The following is a 17,571-nucleotide window of genomic DNA, read 5'->3' on the forward strand; positions in this document are numbered from 1 at the left end:
TGCAAGGCCAGTTGTCCTTAGTGAAGCTGTCAGGCTTGAAGCAGAAGGCTGGATGCGACACCCAGAATGTCTGCCAGGCTGAGCCTGATTTTCTAAGCTGTGGGCAGCTTGTGTAGTCATGTTTGTTGAGTGCGATGGTTGTAATGATCGAGGCCAGGGGGGTAATGACACCTAGGCCTATAAGGGAGAGGTACAGCGTCATAGTTTGAAAATAATGTAGAAACGTTTTAGGGCGAGGCGCAAAGCGTTTGCCTGTGATGAAGGCTGATAGGCTGGCAACTGAGAAAAACAGCATGGCAGGTGGAACTGAAAATAAGCCAAACGCTAGGAACTGTACTTCTATGATTATGGCGTTTTCCGAAAGGCGGCCGTAGATAGGTAGTACATGGGCTGTAATCCAATAGACTGCAAATAAACACATGATTGTAGAGGTGAAAAAAATGCTAGCGCATAAATTTTAAATTTTAATGGTTGTTTTTCAAGATCAAAAGGTGACATTTTCAGTAACTCAAGGCTTAAGGGTTCTCTGCTGAGTGGTTCAGGCAGTTTGGAAAGGGCGGGGCAAGTGAAGTCTGAGGTTGTAGGTATACAATACGTTGGGCATGGGCTCTGTCTAGGCGGATGCTTTTTCTTAGCGCTTTCGATCACGGTGCCCGTAAACTTAACAGCTAATCTAGACTCAAGCATATCTTTTTTCCGTTCATGTGTTTGCAAGGCCAGTTGTCCTCAGTGAAGCTATCAGGCTTGAAGCAGAAGGCTGGATGCGACACCCAGAATGTCTGCCAGGCTGAGCCTGATTTTCTGAGTTGTGGGCAGCTTGTGTAGTCATGTTTGTTGAGTGCGATGGTTGTAATGATCGAGGCCAGGGGTGTAATGATAGCTAGGCCTATAAGGAAGAGGTACAGCATCGTAGTTTGAAAATAATGTAGAAACGTTCTAGGGCGAGGTGAAAAGCGTTTGCCTGTTATGAAAGCGGATAGGCTGCCAATCAAGCAAACCAGCATGACAGGGGGGACCGAAAATAAGCCAAACGCTGGGTATTGCACCTCTATAACGATGGCGTTCTCCGAGAGGCGACCGTACAGGGGTAATACATGGGTTGCAATCCAGTAGACTGCAAACCCACCTATGAGTATTGAGCTAAAAAACAATGCTATTGCATTCAGTTTGAATTTAAGTGGCTGCTTTTCGAGATCGAAAGACGACATTTTCAACAACTCTAGGCTTATGAAGGATTGGTGCGGACAGTTCGAATGGGTAGGTTAAATGAAGTCCGCTATTACATAGGTCAAGTGAGCTGGGCTTTTCTTTGGCCAAGCAGGCACTTCTTCCTTGGAGGTTTCAATGGCTGCGGCAGTAAATGCATACGCTAATCTAGGCTCAAGCACATCTGTTTTCCTTTGATATGTTTGCAAGGCCAGCTTTTTTCAGTAAAACTGTCAGGCTTGAAGCAGAAGCCTGGGTGCGATACCCAAAATGTCTGCCAGGCTGAGCCTGATTTTCTGAGCTGTGGGCAGCTTGTGTAATCATTTTTCTTGAGTGCTAGGGTTGTGAGGATCGAGGCTAGCGGGGTCACGATAATTAAGCCTGTAATGGAGAGGTACAGCATCGTGCTTTGAAAGTAATGTGGGAAAGTCTTAGGGCGAGGTGAAAAGCGTTTGCCTGTTCTAAAAGCGGATAGACTGCCCACCAGACAAAGCAACATGACAGGTGGGGCTGCAAACAGGCCAAACGCTACGTACTGCACTTCTATGGCTATTGCATGTTCCGAGAGGCGGCCGTAAATGGGTAATACGTGAGTTGCAATCCAGTAGACTGCAAATCCACCCATGACGATAGAGGTAAAACATGCCGCTACTGCATTCAGTTTAAATTTAAGTGGTTGGTTTTCGAGGTCAAAAGAAGACATGTTGAGTCACTCAAGGCTTAGGGGTTGATGGCGAGTGGCTCAGGCAGTCTGGCGATAGGCCATGTGAAGTCCGAGATCGTCGGTATAGAGCCACACGTGGTGCAGCAGGGCGCCAGTCGATTGGTTCGCTCAGCTCCGTCCATCCACTTGGATACACATATCCTTCCCATCGACCCGTTTGCAGGGCCAATGATCCTCGATGTAGAAGTCCGGCTTGAAGCACAGCCGATCGTCGTTGACCCAGAACAGCTGCCAGGCCGAGCCTGAGATCAGCAGTTTCGAGCAGGGCGAATAATCACGTGCCAGCAGTATCGCCGTGGTCAGCACCGCCAGCGCCGGCGACACGTACAGCATGGACTTGAGCGTGGCCTGCAACGACTGGACCTGGAAGCGGAACAGCCGCGACCCTCTGGGCGGGTCGAACTTCTCGCCGCGCCAGAGCGCGCTCGCGCAGGCGACGACGATGAGCGGTGTGATAGCCAGGGGCGCCAGCAGGAAGAACCCCAGGTAAGGCGTCTCCACAATGGGCGCATGACGGTAGATTCGCCCGAACAGCGGCAGCACATCCATCACCAGCCAGTAGGCCGAGGCCGCGCCCACGGCGAGCATGCCCAGGCCCAACGCGCCTGCGATCAGGCGTAGGCCCAGCGGGGATGGCTGCGAGGAGGGCGACGAGAAACGCGCGGGCATAGGATCAGAACCCGGGCAGGTTGAACGTGGGCAGCTTCGGCAATTTCGGCAGGCTGGGCATGTTGGGCAGCTCGGGCCGTGGCCATCCAGGCAGGTTCAGATCGCCCGGCTGAAGCTTGCGCAGCACCCACGACTTCGCTTCGTCGTACAACTGCTCGGCGATACCGTTGGCGATCTCGGCCACGCTCTGCTCGGCGTACTTGCGCAGGTCGTCCACCTTGATCTCGGCCAACTGCTCCTGCAGCGCTTGAATGTGGTCGACGGCATAGCGCAGGCCGGCCTTGACCGAGTTCTTGATGCCGTAGTGGTTATCGAGCGCGTTCAACCCCCAACCAATGGCCAGGACCACGGCAGCCCCGGCAATGGCGGGCGCGGCCGCAAGGGTGAAGACACTGCCGACCGCCAGCGCGGCCGCATAGCCGATGGCCGAAGCGATGCCCGCCTTGACCAGCTCGACACCCACTCCGGCAAACAGGTCGGACCAAACGCTCTCATCGTTGAAGAACCACTCGACCGCCTCGATGCCGACCGAGACGTAGCACGACAAGCGAAACCCCGACAGCGCAGAGCCACGGATACCGTAGCGACCGATGCCCATTTCGACGATTTCTGCGTTCCTTATGCTGTAGCGCGTGCCGTTCAAGGCGCGGCGCAGGCCAGGGTAGCCCGACAGGATCACGTACTGTTTGCCATTGCGCACGGAGATACGTGCCTTGGTGCCGATTCCGCCAAGATCGCGGGCCATCTTGACGATGTTCTTGAGGTCCAGGGTGGACATCGCCAGGGGCACGCCCGCATTGGTGTTGACGAACTCGTGCACGGTCGCGTCGTAGACCGATTTCACCGGATCGTAGACGCCGCTGAGTATGTCGGCCTGGCGACGCGAACAGACCTGAGGTGATTGCGTGCCAATACCGGCGGCCTGCAGCCCGACGCCGGGCATCATGAGATCTGCCACCGCAAAGATCAGCACTTCACGGTGGTTCTTGTCCATGTCGCATTCGACGCGGCTGAGTTGTTCTTCGCTCAGGCTCATGGCGATTCTCCCTATGATCGCGAACGTCGAGCCTTGCGCTCGACGGCGGGAGCCTACACCGGGCCAAGGGCTCAGGGCAAACCGACCTGCTCCACGGCAGGCGTGGCCTGGACGCTGCCGTGCTAGAGCCTGTCAGCCCTGAAGGGGAGGTGAAAAGAAGGCGTCTCGGGCGGCTTTATGGCTTAGTGCTATCATTTGACAGCGGGACGCGTTGGCGTTTTCATTGGATGCTTTTCCGACCGCTGCAGGATGCTTGGAATGATTATGGATGCTGTCACGTCGATGCTTAGCCAGAACAAACGGCTATTCACCTTCGACTCGCCGCTGCCACCCGAGCAGGAGCTGCAACTCCTGAGTTTTTCCGGCCGCGAAGCCATCTCCGAGCTGTTCAGCTTCCAGGCGCACCTGATCTCCCAGGACGCGCGCATCGAACTCAAGAAGCTGATCGGCAAGAAGGTCACCTTGGGCATTGCGCTGGCCGATGGCAGCACACGCTACATCAGCGCGCACGTCTCCGACTTCGTGCACACCGGGGCCGACGGCGGCATCGCCAACTACACCGCCCAGCTGGTGCCGTGGATCTGGATCCTCAGTCGACGCCGCGACTCGCGCATCTTCCAGGACAAGACCACCGAACAGATCATCAAGGAAGTCTTCGAGTACTACCTGACCCTTGCCGAGCACGAGTTCCGCCTGAGCAAGCCGCTCAAGCCCATCAGCTACTGCACCCAGTACCAGGAATCGGACCTCAACTTCGTGCTGCGCCTGCTGGAGCAGGAGGGGCTGTTCTTCACCTTCGAGCACAGCCAGAAAGGCCACCGGATGATCATCAGCGACGACAGCAGCGAGCTGCCGCCGCTGGAGCGCCAGCCGGTGATCCGCTACCACAGCGCGTCGGTCACCGAGACCGCCGACTCGATCACGGCGTGGTCGTCCAGCCGCCGCCTGCAGCCGACCCGACTGACGCTCAAGTCCTTCGACTACAAGCAGCCGCGCAACCCGCACCTGGTTCAGCTCGACTCGATCAACCAGCAAGGCGAGATCGGCCAGTACGAGATGTTCGAGTACGAGGGGCTGTACGGCTATTCCGACCTCGACGAAGGGACGCGCAAGGCCCGTCATCGCCTCGAGGCGATGGAAGTGCACGGCAAGACCTTCAGCGGCGAGAGCAACTGCCGCGCCATGGAGCCGGGCCGTCATTTCCAGCTCACCCAGCATTACGACCATGACAACGATGCCCCGGAAGATCGGGCGTTTCTGCTGCTGTCGGTCAACCACTGGGGCCGCAATAACTACTCCAACGAAGGTGAGGCCGGTTACCGCAACGCCTTCACCTGCATCCGCCGCAAGATCACCTTCCGGCCTGTCCAGCAGACCCCACGCGGTGTCATCAGCGGCCCACAGACGGCCATCGTCGTCGGCCCGCCGGGTGAAGAGATCTACACCGACGCGCTGGGTCGGGTGAAGTTGCAGTTCCACTGGGACCGCAATGGCGAGTTCAACGACCAGAGTTCATGCTGGGTGCGGGTGGCGCAGTCTGGTGCCAGTGGCGGGTTCGGCAGCATCCTGATTCCGCGCGTGGGCGACGAGGTCGTGGTGGTGTTCCTCGACGGCAATCCGGATCGGCCGTTGATCATGGGCAGCCTGTACAACAGCAACAACACGCCACCGTGGTCGTTGCCGGCGAACAAGACCCAGAGCGGGTTCCTGACGCGATCGATGAAGGGGGATGGTGCGACAGCCAACTTCTTCCGCTTCGAGGACAAGGCGGGCGCCGAGCAGATCATCATGCATGCCGAGCGCAACATGGACACGGAGATCGAGCTGGATGAAACCCACGACGTGGGCAACAACCGGACCATCACCGTCGGCGGCACGCACACCGAACAGATCAAGAAAGACACCGTCGTCCAGGTAACCGAGGGTTCCTACACCTTGCAGGTCGACAACCAGTTTGTTCAGGTGTCGGCCAATGAGCACATCATCCTGAAAGTGGGCGACAGCAGCATCACACTGACCCCGCAAGGCATCGAGATCAAGGGCAAGGTCATCGTCACCACGAGTACCGACACCACGCAGATCACCGGCGGCGCCGTGCGGATCAACGACTGAGGCCAGGCGCATGTACAAGCCTTCGATCTACGACCGTATCTCTGCCAAGCGCGCCGCTCAGGAAGAGGCCGCACGTCTGGCCAAGCTGGCAGAGGCCGCCAGCGAGCAGGAAGCGGCTGTCGAAGCCGCCGTGCCCGTACCCGTGGCGGCGCTCGATGTGGCTAGCAGTTTCACTTTCGCCGGTTTCAACCTTCAGTTTCCACAGCGCTTCCGTTTTCGCGATGTGCAGACGACGCTCGAACATGAGGGCGAGCTAATCGCCTTGAGTATCCGTCGGCGTGACGTGCGTGCTGCACAGACGCTGGAGCAGCTGTTCGAGGCAGCGATTCACGCCTTGCGCGAACGGCATCCGCAAGTGCGCGTGATTCGGCAACGCGACGGCCATCTAGCAGGGAACCCGGCCAAGGTGCTGGACTTTCATTTTCAAGCCGGCAGTGAGCCCCGCCATGGCCGTCTGGTCGGCGCGCTGGTGCCGGTCGAAGGCGCGCAAATGCCTCAGTGGCTGGATGTGTCCACCGTGATCGACCCGACCCGCCCCGGTTTGAGCCAGTGGCTGGCCGAGTTCGATCAGGTGCTGGACGGCCTCGCGCTGCGCTGACTTCTTTTTCGTTATCAGGAAATCCCATCGCATGGATTACGAGTTGCAGGAAGGCAGCATCGCGCTGCCAGCAGGGTTCGACGATCGTACCGTCAACATGTTCGTGCTGGGGTCCAGCATCCCGGCACCACTGAGCATTACCGTCTCGCGCGATACGCTGCTGCCGGATGAAACCTTGCAAGCCTACGTCGATCGCCAGATCAAGATGCTCACGTCCAAACTGCGCGGCTACACACGCATCGGCAACACGGCGGTTGCACTGTCGAGCACCGCGCCCATCCCCGGCATCCAGATCGACGCGTACTACATGAACCAGGGCCGCCCGCTGTACCAGCGCCAGGCAGCCTTCATCACCAGCCCTGGGCGTGCCTTGATCTTCTCCACCACGGCCCAGGCCGATTTCAGCGCCGAGCAGACCCAGGACTGGAACAACCTGCTGGCCAGTTTCACCCCCCGCGCCGCGGTCACGACCGGCACCGAGCCAGGCGAGCAGGAGTAACGCCCCATGTTCGAAGCGGCCCGGTTCGGCGACGAGATTTCGCACACTGGCGCGCTGGGAGGTTTCCTGATCGGAGCCGCCCTGGGTATCGCGCTGGTGGCCACGGTGGCGATCGCCACGTTCACCTGCGGGTTCGGCGTGGCTTTGCTGGCCGGCCTTGCAGCTGGCGTCGGAGGCAGCTTGCTGACCGCCGCCGGAGAGGCGCTAGGCAGTTTGTTGACGTCCCCCTCAGGGACGATCACCACTGCCTCACCGAACGTCTTCATCAACAGCCGCAAGGCCGCGCGCGTCGAGAAAAGCATCGGGGCCTGCGACAAGCACCCAGGGCCGGTACAGATTGCCGAAGGCTCGACCAACGTCTTCATCAACAGCGTCGCCGCAGCCCGCAAGGGCGACAAGCTCACCTGTGGCGCCACCATCACCAGTGGCTCGGGCAACGTGATCATCGGCGGTGGCACCTACCGCTATCTGCCCGTGGACGACGAAGTGCCCGAGTGGCTGCGCACCACGGTGGACGTCCTGATGGCCGTCGCAGGCGCGGCGGGTGGTATCGCCCAGTTGATCAAGGCAGGTACGCAGGCCGGCATGAAGGCCATCATGCCCTGCGCATTGAAGTTCACCGCAGGCTTCGTGGCCGGTGAAGTCGCCAGTCGCTACGTGGTCGAGCCGGTGGCACAACGCGCCATCGGCGGCCTGGTCGGCAACCCCGTGGACCTCACCACGGGCCGCAAGGTCATCCCTGACGAGCTCGATTTCAGTCTGCCCGGGCTGATGCCGATCGAGTGGACCCGTTTCTACGCCAGCGACCTGACCGTCGACAGCGTGCTGGGCCGCGGCTGGGTCTTGCCGTGGGAACAGAGCCTGCGTCGCCAGGACAGGTTCATCTACCTCACCGACAACCAGGGTCGTGAAGTGCCGTTCGTGGCCCTGCAGCCAGGCGAGCGCATCTACAACCCGCATGAGCAGGTGTACCTGGTCTGCACCGAGGGCGGTCATTACATCCTGCAGACGCTGGATAATCTGTTCTTCTACTTCGGTGAAGTACCGGACACCAATACCAATGTTCCTCTCGAGCGTATCGAAAATGCGCTGGGTCACTTCCTGCACTTCACTCGCGACAAAACCGGCAGGCTGACCGACATCAGCGCCACGGGCGGCATTCGCGTGCACCTGCACTACGACCACCCCCTGGGACGCCTGACCGACGTCAAGCGCGTGGTGAACAACCAGGCGGTCGAGACGCTCACCCAGTACCGCTACGACGAACACGGCCAGCTCAACGCCGTGGTCAACCGCAACGGCGATACCGTGCGCACCTTCAGCTACAGCGACGGGCTGATGGTCAGCCACAGCAACGCACTGGGCCTGACCTGTCATTACCGCTGGGACACCCTGGCAGGCAAACCCCGCGTGGTCGACCACTGGACCAGCGACGGCGAACACTACCGCTTCCGTTACGATGTCGAGGCGCGCACCAGTTGGGCCACCGATGTGCTCGGTCGCGAGCTGCAAGTGCACTACAACGCTGACCATCGCGTCATCGCCAGTCGTGATTACGGCGGTGAGCGCTACGCCGTCGAGCTGGATGAGCAAGGCAACATGGTCGGCCTGGACCTGCCCGACGGCAAACGCCTGACCTTCGTCTACGACGAGTACGCCCGTCTGCTTGAAGAGGTCGATCCGCTGGGGCGCAAGATCACCTATGAATATCACCACCTGACCACGCTGGTGACCCAGGTCAGCTATCCCGACGGCAGCACCTGGAAGGCGCGCTACGACGACAAGGGCAACCTGCTCGCCGAGTTCGATGCCCTGGGGCAGATGACCGAATACCTCAATGGCGAAGACGGCCTGCCGCACACCATCATCGATGCGACGTATAAGTCCAAGTACCTGTGGTGGAACACCCGCGCCCAGGTGGAGCGTTTTCAGGACTGTTCGGGCAAAAGCACTTGGTATCGCTATGACGAACGCCAGCACTTGGTGGCGGTGACCGATGCGCTGAACCAGACCACGACGCTGGAGCGTAAGCCCGATGGCGAAGTGACTCGGATCATTCACCCGGACGGTACGACGGAGCGCTTTACCTACAACGTCCATGGCCAGGTCCTGAGCCATACCGATGGCAAGGGTCAGACCGTCCAGCTGATGCGCACAGGGCGTGGCTTGCCGAGTAGTCGGCAGGATGCCAAGGGTCAACGAGTTCGCTACGAGTACGACAAGGCCATTCGCCTGACGGCGTTGGTTAACGAGAACAATGCCACCTATAGCTTTGCCTACGATGCCTCGGACCGCCTGACTGAAGAAGTGCGGGTCGATAACCTGACTCGGCGCTTCAGCTACGACATCGCCGGTCATCTCACCCGCCTGGATGAGATTGGCTACGGTGAACGAGGGGAGCGCCCTGAGCGCCAGACACTGTTCGAGCGCGACAAGATCGGTCGGTTGATCGCCAAGCTCAACGGCGACGCCAAACAGACATACGCCTACGATGATGTCGATCGGTTGTTGAGTATTGAGCGGCACCCGACCGATACAGGCAAGCGGCTAGGGATCACCGCAGAGAAGCTCGAGTACGCCTACGACGTGCTGGGCCGACTGACGCAAGAAGCCACAGCCGACGGCACGCTGAGTTATGACTACGATCCGCTGAGCAACCTGACCACGCTGACCTTACCTGATGGCCGCAAGATCAATCACCTGTATTACGGCAGCGGTCACCTGCACCAGTTGAACGTGGACGGCCAGGTCATCAGCGACATGGAGCGAGATGACCTGCACCGCGAGGTATATCGCACACAGGGCAAGCTCACCAGCTGCTTTGGCTACGACGCCATGGGCCGCAAGGCTTGGCAGTATGCCTCGACACTGCCTGCTGACAAGCTTTCGCAGGTTCATAATGCGGGGATTCAGACGGCGCTGTATGTGGAGCATGCGTACAACCCGATCCATCGGCGTTACGAGTACGATCCAGCCGGTGAGCTGGTGCGCACGCTGGACAAGCTGCGCGGTGAGATCACGTACGAGTACGAAGCCAATGGCCAGTTGCGTAGTCGCAATACCGGTTCGATCACCACCAGTGAGAGCTTCCGCTACGACCCGGCAGCCAACCAGCTGGACTTCAATGCGCGGCAGTTCGACAAGGTCAAGGACAACCGGATCCGGCAATGGCGGGACCAGGAGTATCGATACGATCCATGGGGCAACCTGATCGAGAAGCGCTCGGGGCCGAGCAAGGTGCAGTACTTCAGCTATGACTGCGAGAATCGGCTGGTGCGGGCGGAGACGTTCCAGAGTGGGCGGTTGGAGAGCAAGGGTGAGTACCGTTACGACAGCCTTGGACGGCGGGTGGCCAAGCGGGCTGAAATTGAGGGTGTGGTCGAGCAGAAGCGCTTCCTTTGGCAAGGGTTGCGGATGCTGCGCGAAGAAACGCCTGGGCAGAACATCGTGTACCTGTACGAGCCGGGCAGCTATGCGCCGTTAGCGCGGATCGATCAGGTAGAAGGGGAAGGGCAGGAGATCTATTACTTCCATACGGATCTGATTGGGACGCCTCTGGAGTTAACGGATTGTCGAGGAGAAATACTTTGGCAGGCGACATATAATTCGTGGGGTGGAATTGAGCTCGTTCACGTAAATAAGATTCAGCAAAACTTGCGGTTCCAAGGTCAGTATAGCGATAGTGAAACCGCATTGCACTACAATACCTTCAGGTACTATGATTTTGAGGGGGGGCGATTTGTCACTCAGGACCCAATCGGATTAGAAGGTGGCTTTAATCTCTATCAGTACGCCGCCAACCCATTGGGTTGGTTGGATCCGACCGGCCTAGCAACTTATAATACTATGCCTGGTATTTCGGGTTTCCAAAAGCATCATATTATTCCGCAACAGCTACGTAATCATCCGGTTTTGAGAGCCGCGGGCATGAATATTCATGAATCGAGAAATATAATTTATCTGCCCAAGTATGCTGAAAATCATCCAGTGAGAACCGTGCATAGAGGATCCCATCCAGAATACAATGCAATGGTCCGGGAAGGTTTAGATGAAATTGAGTTAAAAGGCATAGAGAGTGGATGGGGAAAAGAGCAATATCGTAATGCGGTTAATAAGCTTGTAAGTCAGAATCGTCAAGGGTTGAGGCGAGGAAGAGTAGTTTTAAACAAAAATTCGATAAGGAGCACCTGTTAAATGAAGCTAAAAGTTCCCGATGATAAGTACCCCGAAAAATACTGGCTTAAATATAATCATGAAGTCAATCCGCGACATGTTGAGTTTTTACTAGGGAAAAAAATTGATACAAAAGACAAGACTATTTTATTTTCTCTTAAAAATAAAGTCAGTGTAGCAGCTATTAGTAAATACGATTTTCTTTATAGTGATGGCGCTGATGTGGTCAGTGAAAAGATCGTTAGGGTACTCAATGAGATTTGTCCTAATGACATTCAGTTGTTGCCCGCTATAGTGAATGTAAGTGGCGTGATTCTTTCAAATTATTACGCTTTAAACGTGCTAAAGTCAGAGCATGCCCTCGATTTAGAAAAATGTGTCTATTTTCCTCTGGGGGAAGATGATGATGCTCCAAAGAGATTTGAAAAAATAGCTCTTTTAGACAGGGAGCCTTCGTCCGATATTTTTAGAGCTTTGGAAAAAAGGTCTAGCATTATTTTATCGGATCGACTTGCACAAGCGCTTGAGGAAACCTCGGTAAAAGGTATAAGGTTCGTATCGAAAATTTAAGTGTTTTAGGATGTGATTGCAACTCAGGCTTAATGCCAAGAGAGGTGGGGTTCTCTATATTTGAAAGAAAATCCGAAAGGAAATTTGGTTGCTAATCTGCAGGCCGCTAGGGCTATATAAATTTTAGAAACCTAATCCGGCTTCCTGATGAGCTAAGGTTTTGTAGAGTTTTCGGCCGTCTGCAGCAATGGATTCTGTGTGATGGTAAAGCGTTATGAACTCTCAGACAAAGCCTGGGCCATGGTGGCTGACGTGTTCGTTAAAAAGCGCAATCGAAGCCGGCCATGCTTGAGCGACTCGGTGTCTGGTCCACGGTGTATCAACGGTATCGGACGTGGCGAAATCGAGGCACTTTCGACCAGATACAGACGATTGCATTTGAAACTCAAGGATCACGGCCTCATAGACTTACAGGTCTGGATGATCGATTTGACCGGTGTACGTGCTACCCGAGCCTCTTCAAAGGCCAGGAAAAAAGGGGCCTGAAGAGCCCGCCGGTCACGCTCTAGGCCGCAGTCGTAGCGGACTGACCACCAAGATCCATATGCTGCGTGATGCCCAAAGCGTACCGTTAGGCTTCCTGCTCTTCGGTGGTCAGGCCAGCGACATCGTTTATGCTCAGCCGCTCTTGGACGACGTTAGTGTCTCTTCGAGATAAGACACATTGATCCTAGCGATAATCGAGGTGCAGGGTCTAGCATAGTCAACATATTGTTTGATTTGTCAAACGGTACCAAGATCAAAGTGGAGGTGTATTAATGGTTGTCTCGAGTCAAAAATTTGATTTGCTCATATCTCATAGCCAAATTCAGGTGCGCTCTCGCCCCTATGACGAGTCGGCTAGTCAGTGGGGGCAAAAAAATCTTGAGCAAGGTGCAGTTTTACATAGCGACTACGTAGTATTTGATCCGCTCCCGGATGATGCGTTTGGCGCTAATGTGAAACTGTATCTTCTCGAAAGCTTTTCACTGGATGAGTTGTCCCAGCGCTGTATTGTTGTCCCTTTCAAGATAACAAATTTAGAACATGTTGAACTCGCCTCAGCTACCGAAAAAGCCAAAATTACCTTGAGTTTGGAACAGCGACAGTATTCCTTGTACTTCGAGGTCTGTGAGGGGGATGAGGTTTTTTATAAATTAACTTTTGTCCCTTCAGTGACTGAGGTCGATGCGGAGTTTTTGATTGACGATCCGTGGGGCGGCGTAAAGAGTCGGCGGCTGGTGCAAGGCGTCGTTTGAGCGTGGACTTTGTGTTCATTCTAATAACAAGCCTTTGCGGGGACTACCGAAAAAGTGACTGTAGAATCTCTGTAGCCACGGCGCCTGCGCCAACCGCTCTTTTACAATCTGCTAGGTAGATGACTGACACCAAACCTCAGTCATCTCTCTTCAAGTTTCTCTAGTAGCCGAGGCTGCGATCGCTACTAGATCGAACTGGATACGAATGGCAACATGACAGGACCCATCCTGCCTAATGCTAACGCTAATGTAGGCATCTTCGTCTATTGATCAGTACTCGCGACTGATCAATAGGCCGAGCCTCTAAAGTGCACAATCCTCTATTAGCATTACCATCTCGCCTCACTGGTCAAAAATAGGGTCAGTATCCTAACGGCAGCGTCTGGAAAGCCCACTATGACGAGAAGGATAATCGAATCGCTGAAACAGATGCCCTCGCCCACAAGACCGAATACCTCAACGGCGAGGACGGCCTGCCGCATACCATCATCGATGCGACGTACAAGTCCAAGTACCTGTGGTGGAACACACGCGCTCAGGTCGAGCGTTTTCAGGACTGTTCGGGCAAGAGCACCTGGTATCGCTATGACGAACGCCAGCATCTGGTGGCGGTGACCGATGCGCTGAACCAGACCACGACGCTGGAGCGTAAGCCCGATGGTGAGGTCGTGCGCATCACCCACCCGGACGGTACGACGGAGCGCTTTACCTACAACGTCCATGGCCAGGTCCTGAGCCATACCGATGGCAAGGGTCAGACCGTCCAGCTGATGCGCACAGGGCGTGGCTTGCCGAGTAGTCGGCAGGATGCCAAGGGTCAACGAGTTCGCTACGAGTACGACAAGGCCATTCGCCTGACGGCGTTGGTTAACGAGAACAATGCCACCTATAGCTTTGCCTACGATGCCTCGGACCGCCTGACTGAAGAAGTGCGGGTCGATAACCTGACTCGGCGCTTCAGCTACGACATCGCCGGTCATCTCACCCGCCTGGATGAGATTGGCTACGGTGAACGAGGGGAGCGCCCTGAGCGCCAGATACTGTTCGAGCGCGACAAGATCGGTCGGTTGATCGCCAAGCTCAACGGCGACGCCAAACAGACATACGCCTACGATGATGTCGATCGGTTGTTGAGTATTGAGCGGCACCCGACCGATACAGGCAAGCGGCTAGGGATCACCGCAGAGAAGCTCGAGTACGCCTACGACGTGCTGGGCCGACTGACGCAAGAAATCACGCCCGATGGCACGCTGGGTTATGAGTACGACCCGCTTAGCAACTTGAGCACGCTGACCTTGCCCGATGGCCGCAAGATCAATCACCTGTATTACGGCAGTGGCCACCTGCACCAGTTGAACGTGGACGGCCAAGTCATCAGCGACATGGAACGTGATGACCTGCACCGCGAGGTGTATCGCACCCAAGGCAAGCTCACCAGCTGCTTTGGTTACGACGCCATGAGCCGCAAGGCGTGGCAGTACGCTTCGACTCTGCCTGCCGACAAGCTGTCACAGGTGCATAACGCCGGGATCCAGACGGCGCTGTATGTAGAGCATGCGTATAACCCAATTCACCGCCGTTACCAGTATGACCCGGCGGGTGAACTGGTGCGCACGCTGGACAAGCTGCGCGGTGAGATCACGTACGAGTACGAAGCCAATGGCCAGTTGCGTAGTCGCAATACCAGTTCAATCACCACCAGTGAGAGCTTCCGCTACGACCCGGCAGCCAACCAGCAGGACTTCAATGCGCGGCAGTTCGACAAGGTCAAGGACAACCGGATCCGGCAATGGCGGGACCAGGAGTATCGGTACGATCCATGGGGCAATCTGATCGAAAAGCGTTCGGGGCCCAGCAAGGTGCAGTACTTCAGTTACGACTGCGAGAACCGGCTGGTGCGGGCGGAGACGTTCCAGAGTGGGCGGTTGGAGAGCAAGGGTGAGTACCGTTACGACAGCCTTGGACGGCGGGTGGCCAAGCGGGCTGAAATCGAGGGTGTGGTCGAGCAGAAGCGCTTCCTTTGGCAAGGGCTGAGAATGCTGCGTGAGGAGACCCCTGGGCAGAACATCGTGTACGTGTACGAGCCAGGGAGCTATGCGCCGTTAGCGCGGATCGATCAGGTAGAAGGGGAAGAGCAGGAGGTCTATTACTTCCATACGGATCAGATTGGGACGCCGCTAGAATTGACTGATAGTAGTGGCAAAACAGTCTGGCAGGCGATCTATCGCTCTTGGGGCTCTATAGAGAATCTAATAGCTGATGAGGTTGAGCAAAGCCTGAGGTTCCAGGGTCAATACTTCGATGAAGAAACAAAGCTGCACTACAATACTTTTAGATTCTACGATCCAGAAGTTGGGAGATATTCAACACAAGACCCGATAGGGTTGGCTGGCGGAATAAATATCTATTTCTATGGCTCGAACCCTGTTCAAAACATAGATCCCTTAGGGTGGTGCTCAACAAAGCTGGGAATAAATATGGGTCATAGGCCCGGGGATGGGATGGCTAACCATCACCTGATTCCTGAGAAGCTAATGAAAGATCCTGTATATGGGGCAATGTTCAAGCGCCTTAAAAGTTTCGGCTTTAATGGGGACGGCCCTTCAAACGGAATATTTCTTCCCGATAAAGATAATGTCAGTTACATCAATTTGCCTGGGCACTGGACGAACCACGATGTATATACTAATAGAGTTGATGGGAAATTAATGGCACTCAATAATATGGCAAATGACTTGACTGACACTCAGTTGATTCTGGGTATCAAGAACATACAGGATTGGGCAAGATCTGGTCTCGAGAAAGGGCTGTTTGAAGTAGATTCAATATCTGGGAGGTTGCTGTAATGGCGTTGAAGGAATATTATGTAGTTAGCTACGAAAATGTCGCGGGCATTCCGCGTTTTTTTGAGGCGGAGTGGTATCCAAAGCTTCCTGAGCTTAACCAAACCAGGGAGAACCCTGAGAAAAGTTCCTTTGAATCTTCTTATGCGCTTGAGTTAAATCTGGAAAAATTTGAAATTGATGCTGTATTGGAGAAGTATATTGTTTCATCAAAGTTTGTAAGTTTATGCTCCAGGCTCGAATGTGAATATATTGACGTGCCGTTAGAAGTAGAATTAAGCTCCGGGGAAAAACTTGAAAATTTCAGATTTTTTTACGTTCTAAGCAGAGGTTCGTTGTTGGATGTTGAGAAGTCAAAGTTCGTGTTGACGGATAAAAGGCTTTTACGACCTGACTCGGAAAGATTGAGCGTGCTGCCCGTCTACGATAAGATTGATAGATTCGTTGTTAAGGAAGATATTCACAAGGATTTGCTCTTCTGCGAGGAGCTTAAGCAAGTAGTATGTTCTTCAGATTTCAAAGAAAACTATTTTGCTGAAAAGCTAGTCGGACTAAAATTCGAAAAAATTGACGAAAAATTTGTTTTTGATCCGTGGGGGGATTGGTAGCTGGCTAATTTTAACTGGTCAAAAATCTGAGGCACGCTTGGTCTAGGTTTGCGCGGCATGGCACGTAATGGGATTGTCGGCTGCATCTGGTAACAGCCGCAGTACTGACTGCAGATATTCGGCATTGTATCCTTTGTCAGCCAGCAACCATCGGCTACGCTCACGCATTAGTCCAGCTTGCCAGCAATTCTTAAAGCATCCAGCAGCGGCTGGGCGAGAGAGATATCACAGGTTTAACCTGGTGAAAGCCTGAAATACGGTAGCACGCCATTGGCATCACACACACGCCCGATAGCACGCTGAGTTATGAGTACCACCCTCTGAGCAACTTGACCACGCCGCCCCTGCCCGATGGACGCTAGATCAATCACTTGTACTACGGCAGCGGTCACCTGCATCAGCTGAACGTGGACGGCCAGGTCATCAGTGACATGAAGCGGGATGATCTGCACCGCGAGGTCTATTAGAACCCAGGGCAAGCTCACCAGTTGCTTCGGCTATGACGCCATGGGCCGCAAGGCCTGGCAGTACGCTTCGACGCTGCCTGCCGACAAGCTCTCGCAGGTGCACAACGCGGGGATCCAGACGGCGCTGTATGTGGAGCATGCGTACAACCCAATCCATCGGCGTTACGAGTACGATCCGGAAGGTGAGCTGGTGCGCACACTAGACAAGCTGCGTGGTGAGATCACGTACGAGTACGAAGCCAACGACCAGTTGAGTAGCCGCAATACCGGCTCGATCACCACCAGCGAGAGCTTCCGCTACGACCCGGCAGCCAACCAGTTGGACTTCAATGCGCGGCAGCTCGACAAGGTCAAGGACAACCGGATTCGGCAGTGGCGAGACCAGGAGTATCGGTACGACCCCTGGGGCAACCTGATCGAAAAGCGCTCGGGGCCGAGCAAGGTGCAGTACTTCAGCTATGACTGCGAAAACCGGCTGGTGCGGGCGGAGACGTTCCAGAGTGGTCGGTTGGAGAGCAAGGGTGAGTACCGCTACGACAGCCTTGGACGGCGGGTGGCCAAGCGGGCTGAAATCGAGGGTGTTGTCGAGCAGAAGCGCTTCCTTTGGCAAGGGTTGCGGATGCTGCGCGAGGGGACGCCTGGACAGAACATCGTGTACCTGTACGAGCCAGGGAGCTATGCGCCGTTAGCCCGGATCGATCAGGAGGAAGGAGAAGGATAGGAGGTCTATTACTTCCATACGGACCAGATTGGGACGCCGCTGGAGTTAACGGATAGTAAAGGGGAAGTTGTTTGGCAGGTTACGTACTGTTCGTGGGGTATAGTTGA

8 protein-coding genes and 2 pseudogenes are annotated in these 17,571 nt (G+C 55.5%); 8 read left to right on the top strand and 2 right to left on the bottom strand.

The genetic code is table 11. The annotated features are described in order from the left end of the window. Positions 1 to 2,038 precede the first annotated feature (2,038 nt). On the bottom strand, positions 2,039 to 2,599 hold the full coding sequence (locus APT63_08795) for a hypothetical protein (protein ID AMA45720.1): 561 nt from the start codon (positions 2,597 to 2,599) through the stop codon (positions 2,039 to 2,041). 4 nt (positions 2,600 to 2,603) lie between these two features. After that, a complete protein-coding gene (locus tag APT63_08800) occupies positions 2,604 to 3,635 on the bottom strand; it encodes a hypothetical protein (GenBank protein ID AMA45721.1) in 1,032 nt (343 codons plus the stop codon). Between the two features lie 258 nt (positions 3,636 to 3,893). Here APT63_08800 and APT63_08805 point away from each other — a divergent pair, with 258 nt between their 5' ends. From APT63_08805 to APT63_08840, 8 genes and pseudogenes are all read left to right on the top strand, one after another. Then, on the top strand, positions 3,894 to 5,747 hold the full coding sequence (locus APT63_08805; GenBank protein ID AMA45722.1) for a type IV secretion protein Rhs: 1,854 nt from the start codon (positions 3,894 to 3,896) through the stop codon (positions 5,745 to 5,747). A 10-nt stretch (positions 5,748 to 5,757) separates the two neighbouring features. Next, positions 5,758 to 6,345 (top strand): hypothetical protein, encoded by a 588-nt coding sequence (locus APT63_08810; GenBank protein ID AMA45723.1) that lies wholly within the window; start codon positions 5,758 to 5,760, stop codon positions 6,343 to 6,345. 31 nt (positions 6,346 to 6,376) lie between these two features. After that, complete coding sequence (locus tag APT63_08815) at positions 6,377 to 6,844, top strand: hypothetical protein (protein AMA45724.1); 468 nt, start codon at positions 6,377 to 6,379, stop codon at positions 6,842 to 6,844. A gap of 6 nt (positions 6,845 to 6,850) precedes the next feature. Then, a pseudogene (locus tag APT63_08820) lies at positions 6,851 to 10,678 on the top strand (type IV secretion protein Rhs). A 1,667-nt stretch (positions 10,679 to 12,345) separates the two neighbouring features. Next, a complete protein-coding gene (locus tag APT63_08825; protein AMA45725.1) occupies positions 12,346 to 12,825 on the top strand; it encodes a hypothetical protein in 480 nt (159 codons plus the stop codon). A 268-nt stretch (positions 12,826 to 13,093) separates the two neighbouring features. Then, positions 13,094 to 15,449: pseudogene (locus tag APT63_08830) on the top strand (type IV secretion protein Rhs). 227 nt (positions 15,450 to 15,676) lie between these two features. Further along, positions 15,677 to 16,276: a hypothetical protein gene (locus APT63_08835; GenBank protein ID AMA47833.1), complete on the top strand. Its 600-nt coding sequence runs from the start codon at positions 15,677 to 15,679 to the stop codon at positions 16,274 to 16,276. 507 nt (positions 16,277 to 16,783) lie between these two features. Further along, positions 16,784 to 17,464, top strand: a complete 681-nt coding sequence (locus tag APT63_08840) for a hypothetical protein (protein ID AMA45726.1) — start codon at positions 16,784 to 16,786, stop codon at positions 17,462 to 17,464. Positions 17,465 to 17,571: the final 107 nt, after the last annotated feature.

Origin of the sequence: Pseudomonas monteilii (genome assembly GCA_001534745.1) — a bacterium.
Lineage (GTDB): Bacteria > Pseudomonadota > Gammaproteobacteria > Pseudomonadales > Pseudomonadaceae > Aquipseudomonas > Aquipseudomonas alabamensis.

Bases quoted from the DNA above. Each gene is read 5' to 3' on its own strand.
- APT63_08795 (AMA45720.1), bottom strand. From the start codon at position 2,599: ATGCCCGCGCGTTTCTCGTCGCCCTCCTCGCAGCCATCCCCGCTGGGC.
- APT63_08800 (AMA45721.1), bottom strand. From the start codon at position 3,635: ATGAGCCTGAGCGAAGAACAACTCAGCCGCGTCGAATGCGACATGGAC.
- APT63_08805 (AMA45722.1), top strand. From the start codon at position 3,894: ATGATTATGGATGCTGTCACGTCGATGCTTAGCCAGAACAAACGGCTA.
- APT63_08810 (AMA45723.1), top strand. From the start codon at position 5,758: ATGTACAAGCCTTCGATCTACGACCGTATCTCTGCCAAGCGCGCCGCT.
- APT63_08815 (AMA45724.1), top strand. From the start codon at position 6,377: ATGGATTACGAGTTGCAGGAAGGCAGCATCGCGCTGCCAGCAGGGTTC.
- APT63_08825 (AMA45725.1), top strand. From the start codon at position 12,346: ATGGTTGTCTCGAGTCAAAAATTTGATTTGCTCATATCTCATAGCCAA.
- APT63_08840 (AMA45726.1), top strand. From the start codon at position 16,784: ATGGGCCGCAAGGCCTGGCAGTACGCTTCGACGCTGCCTGCCGACAAG.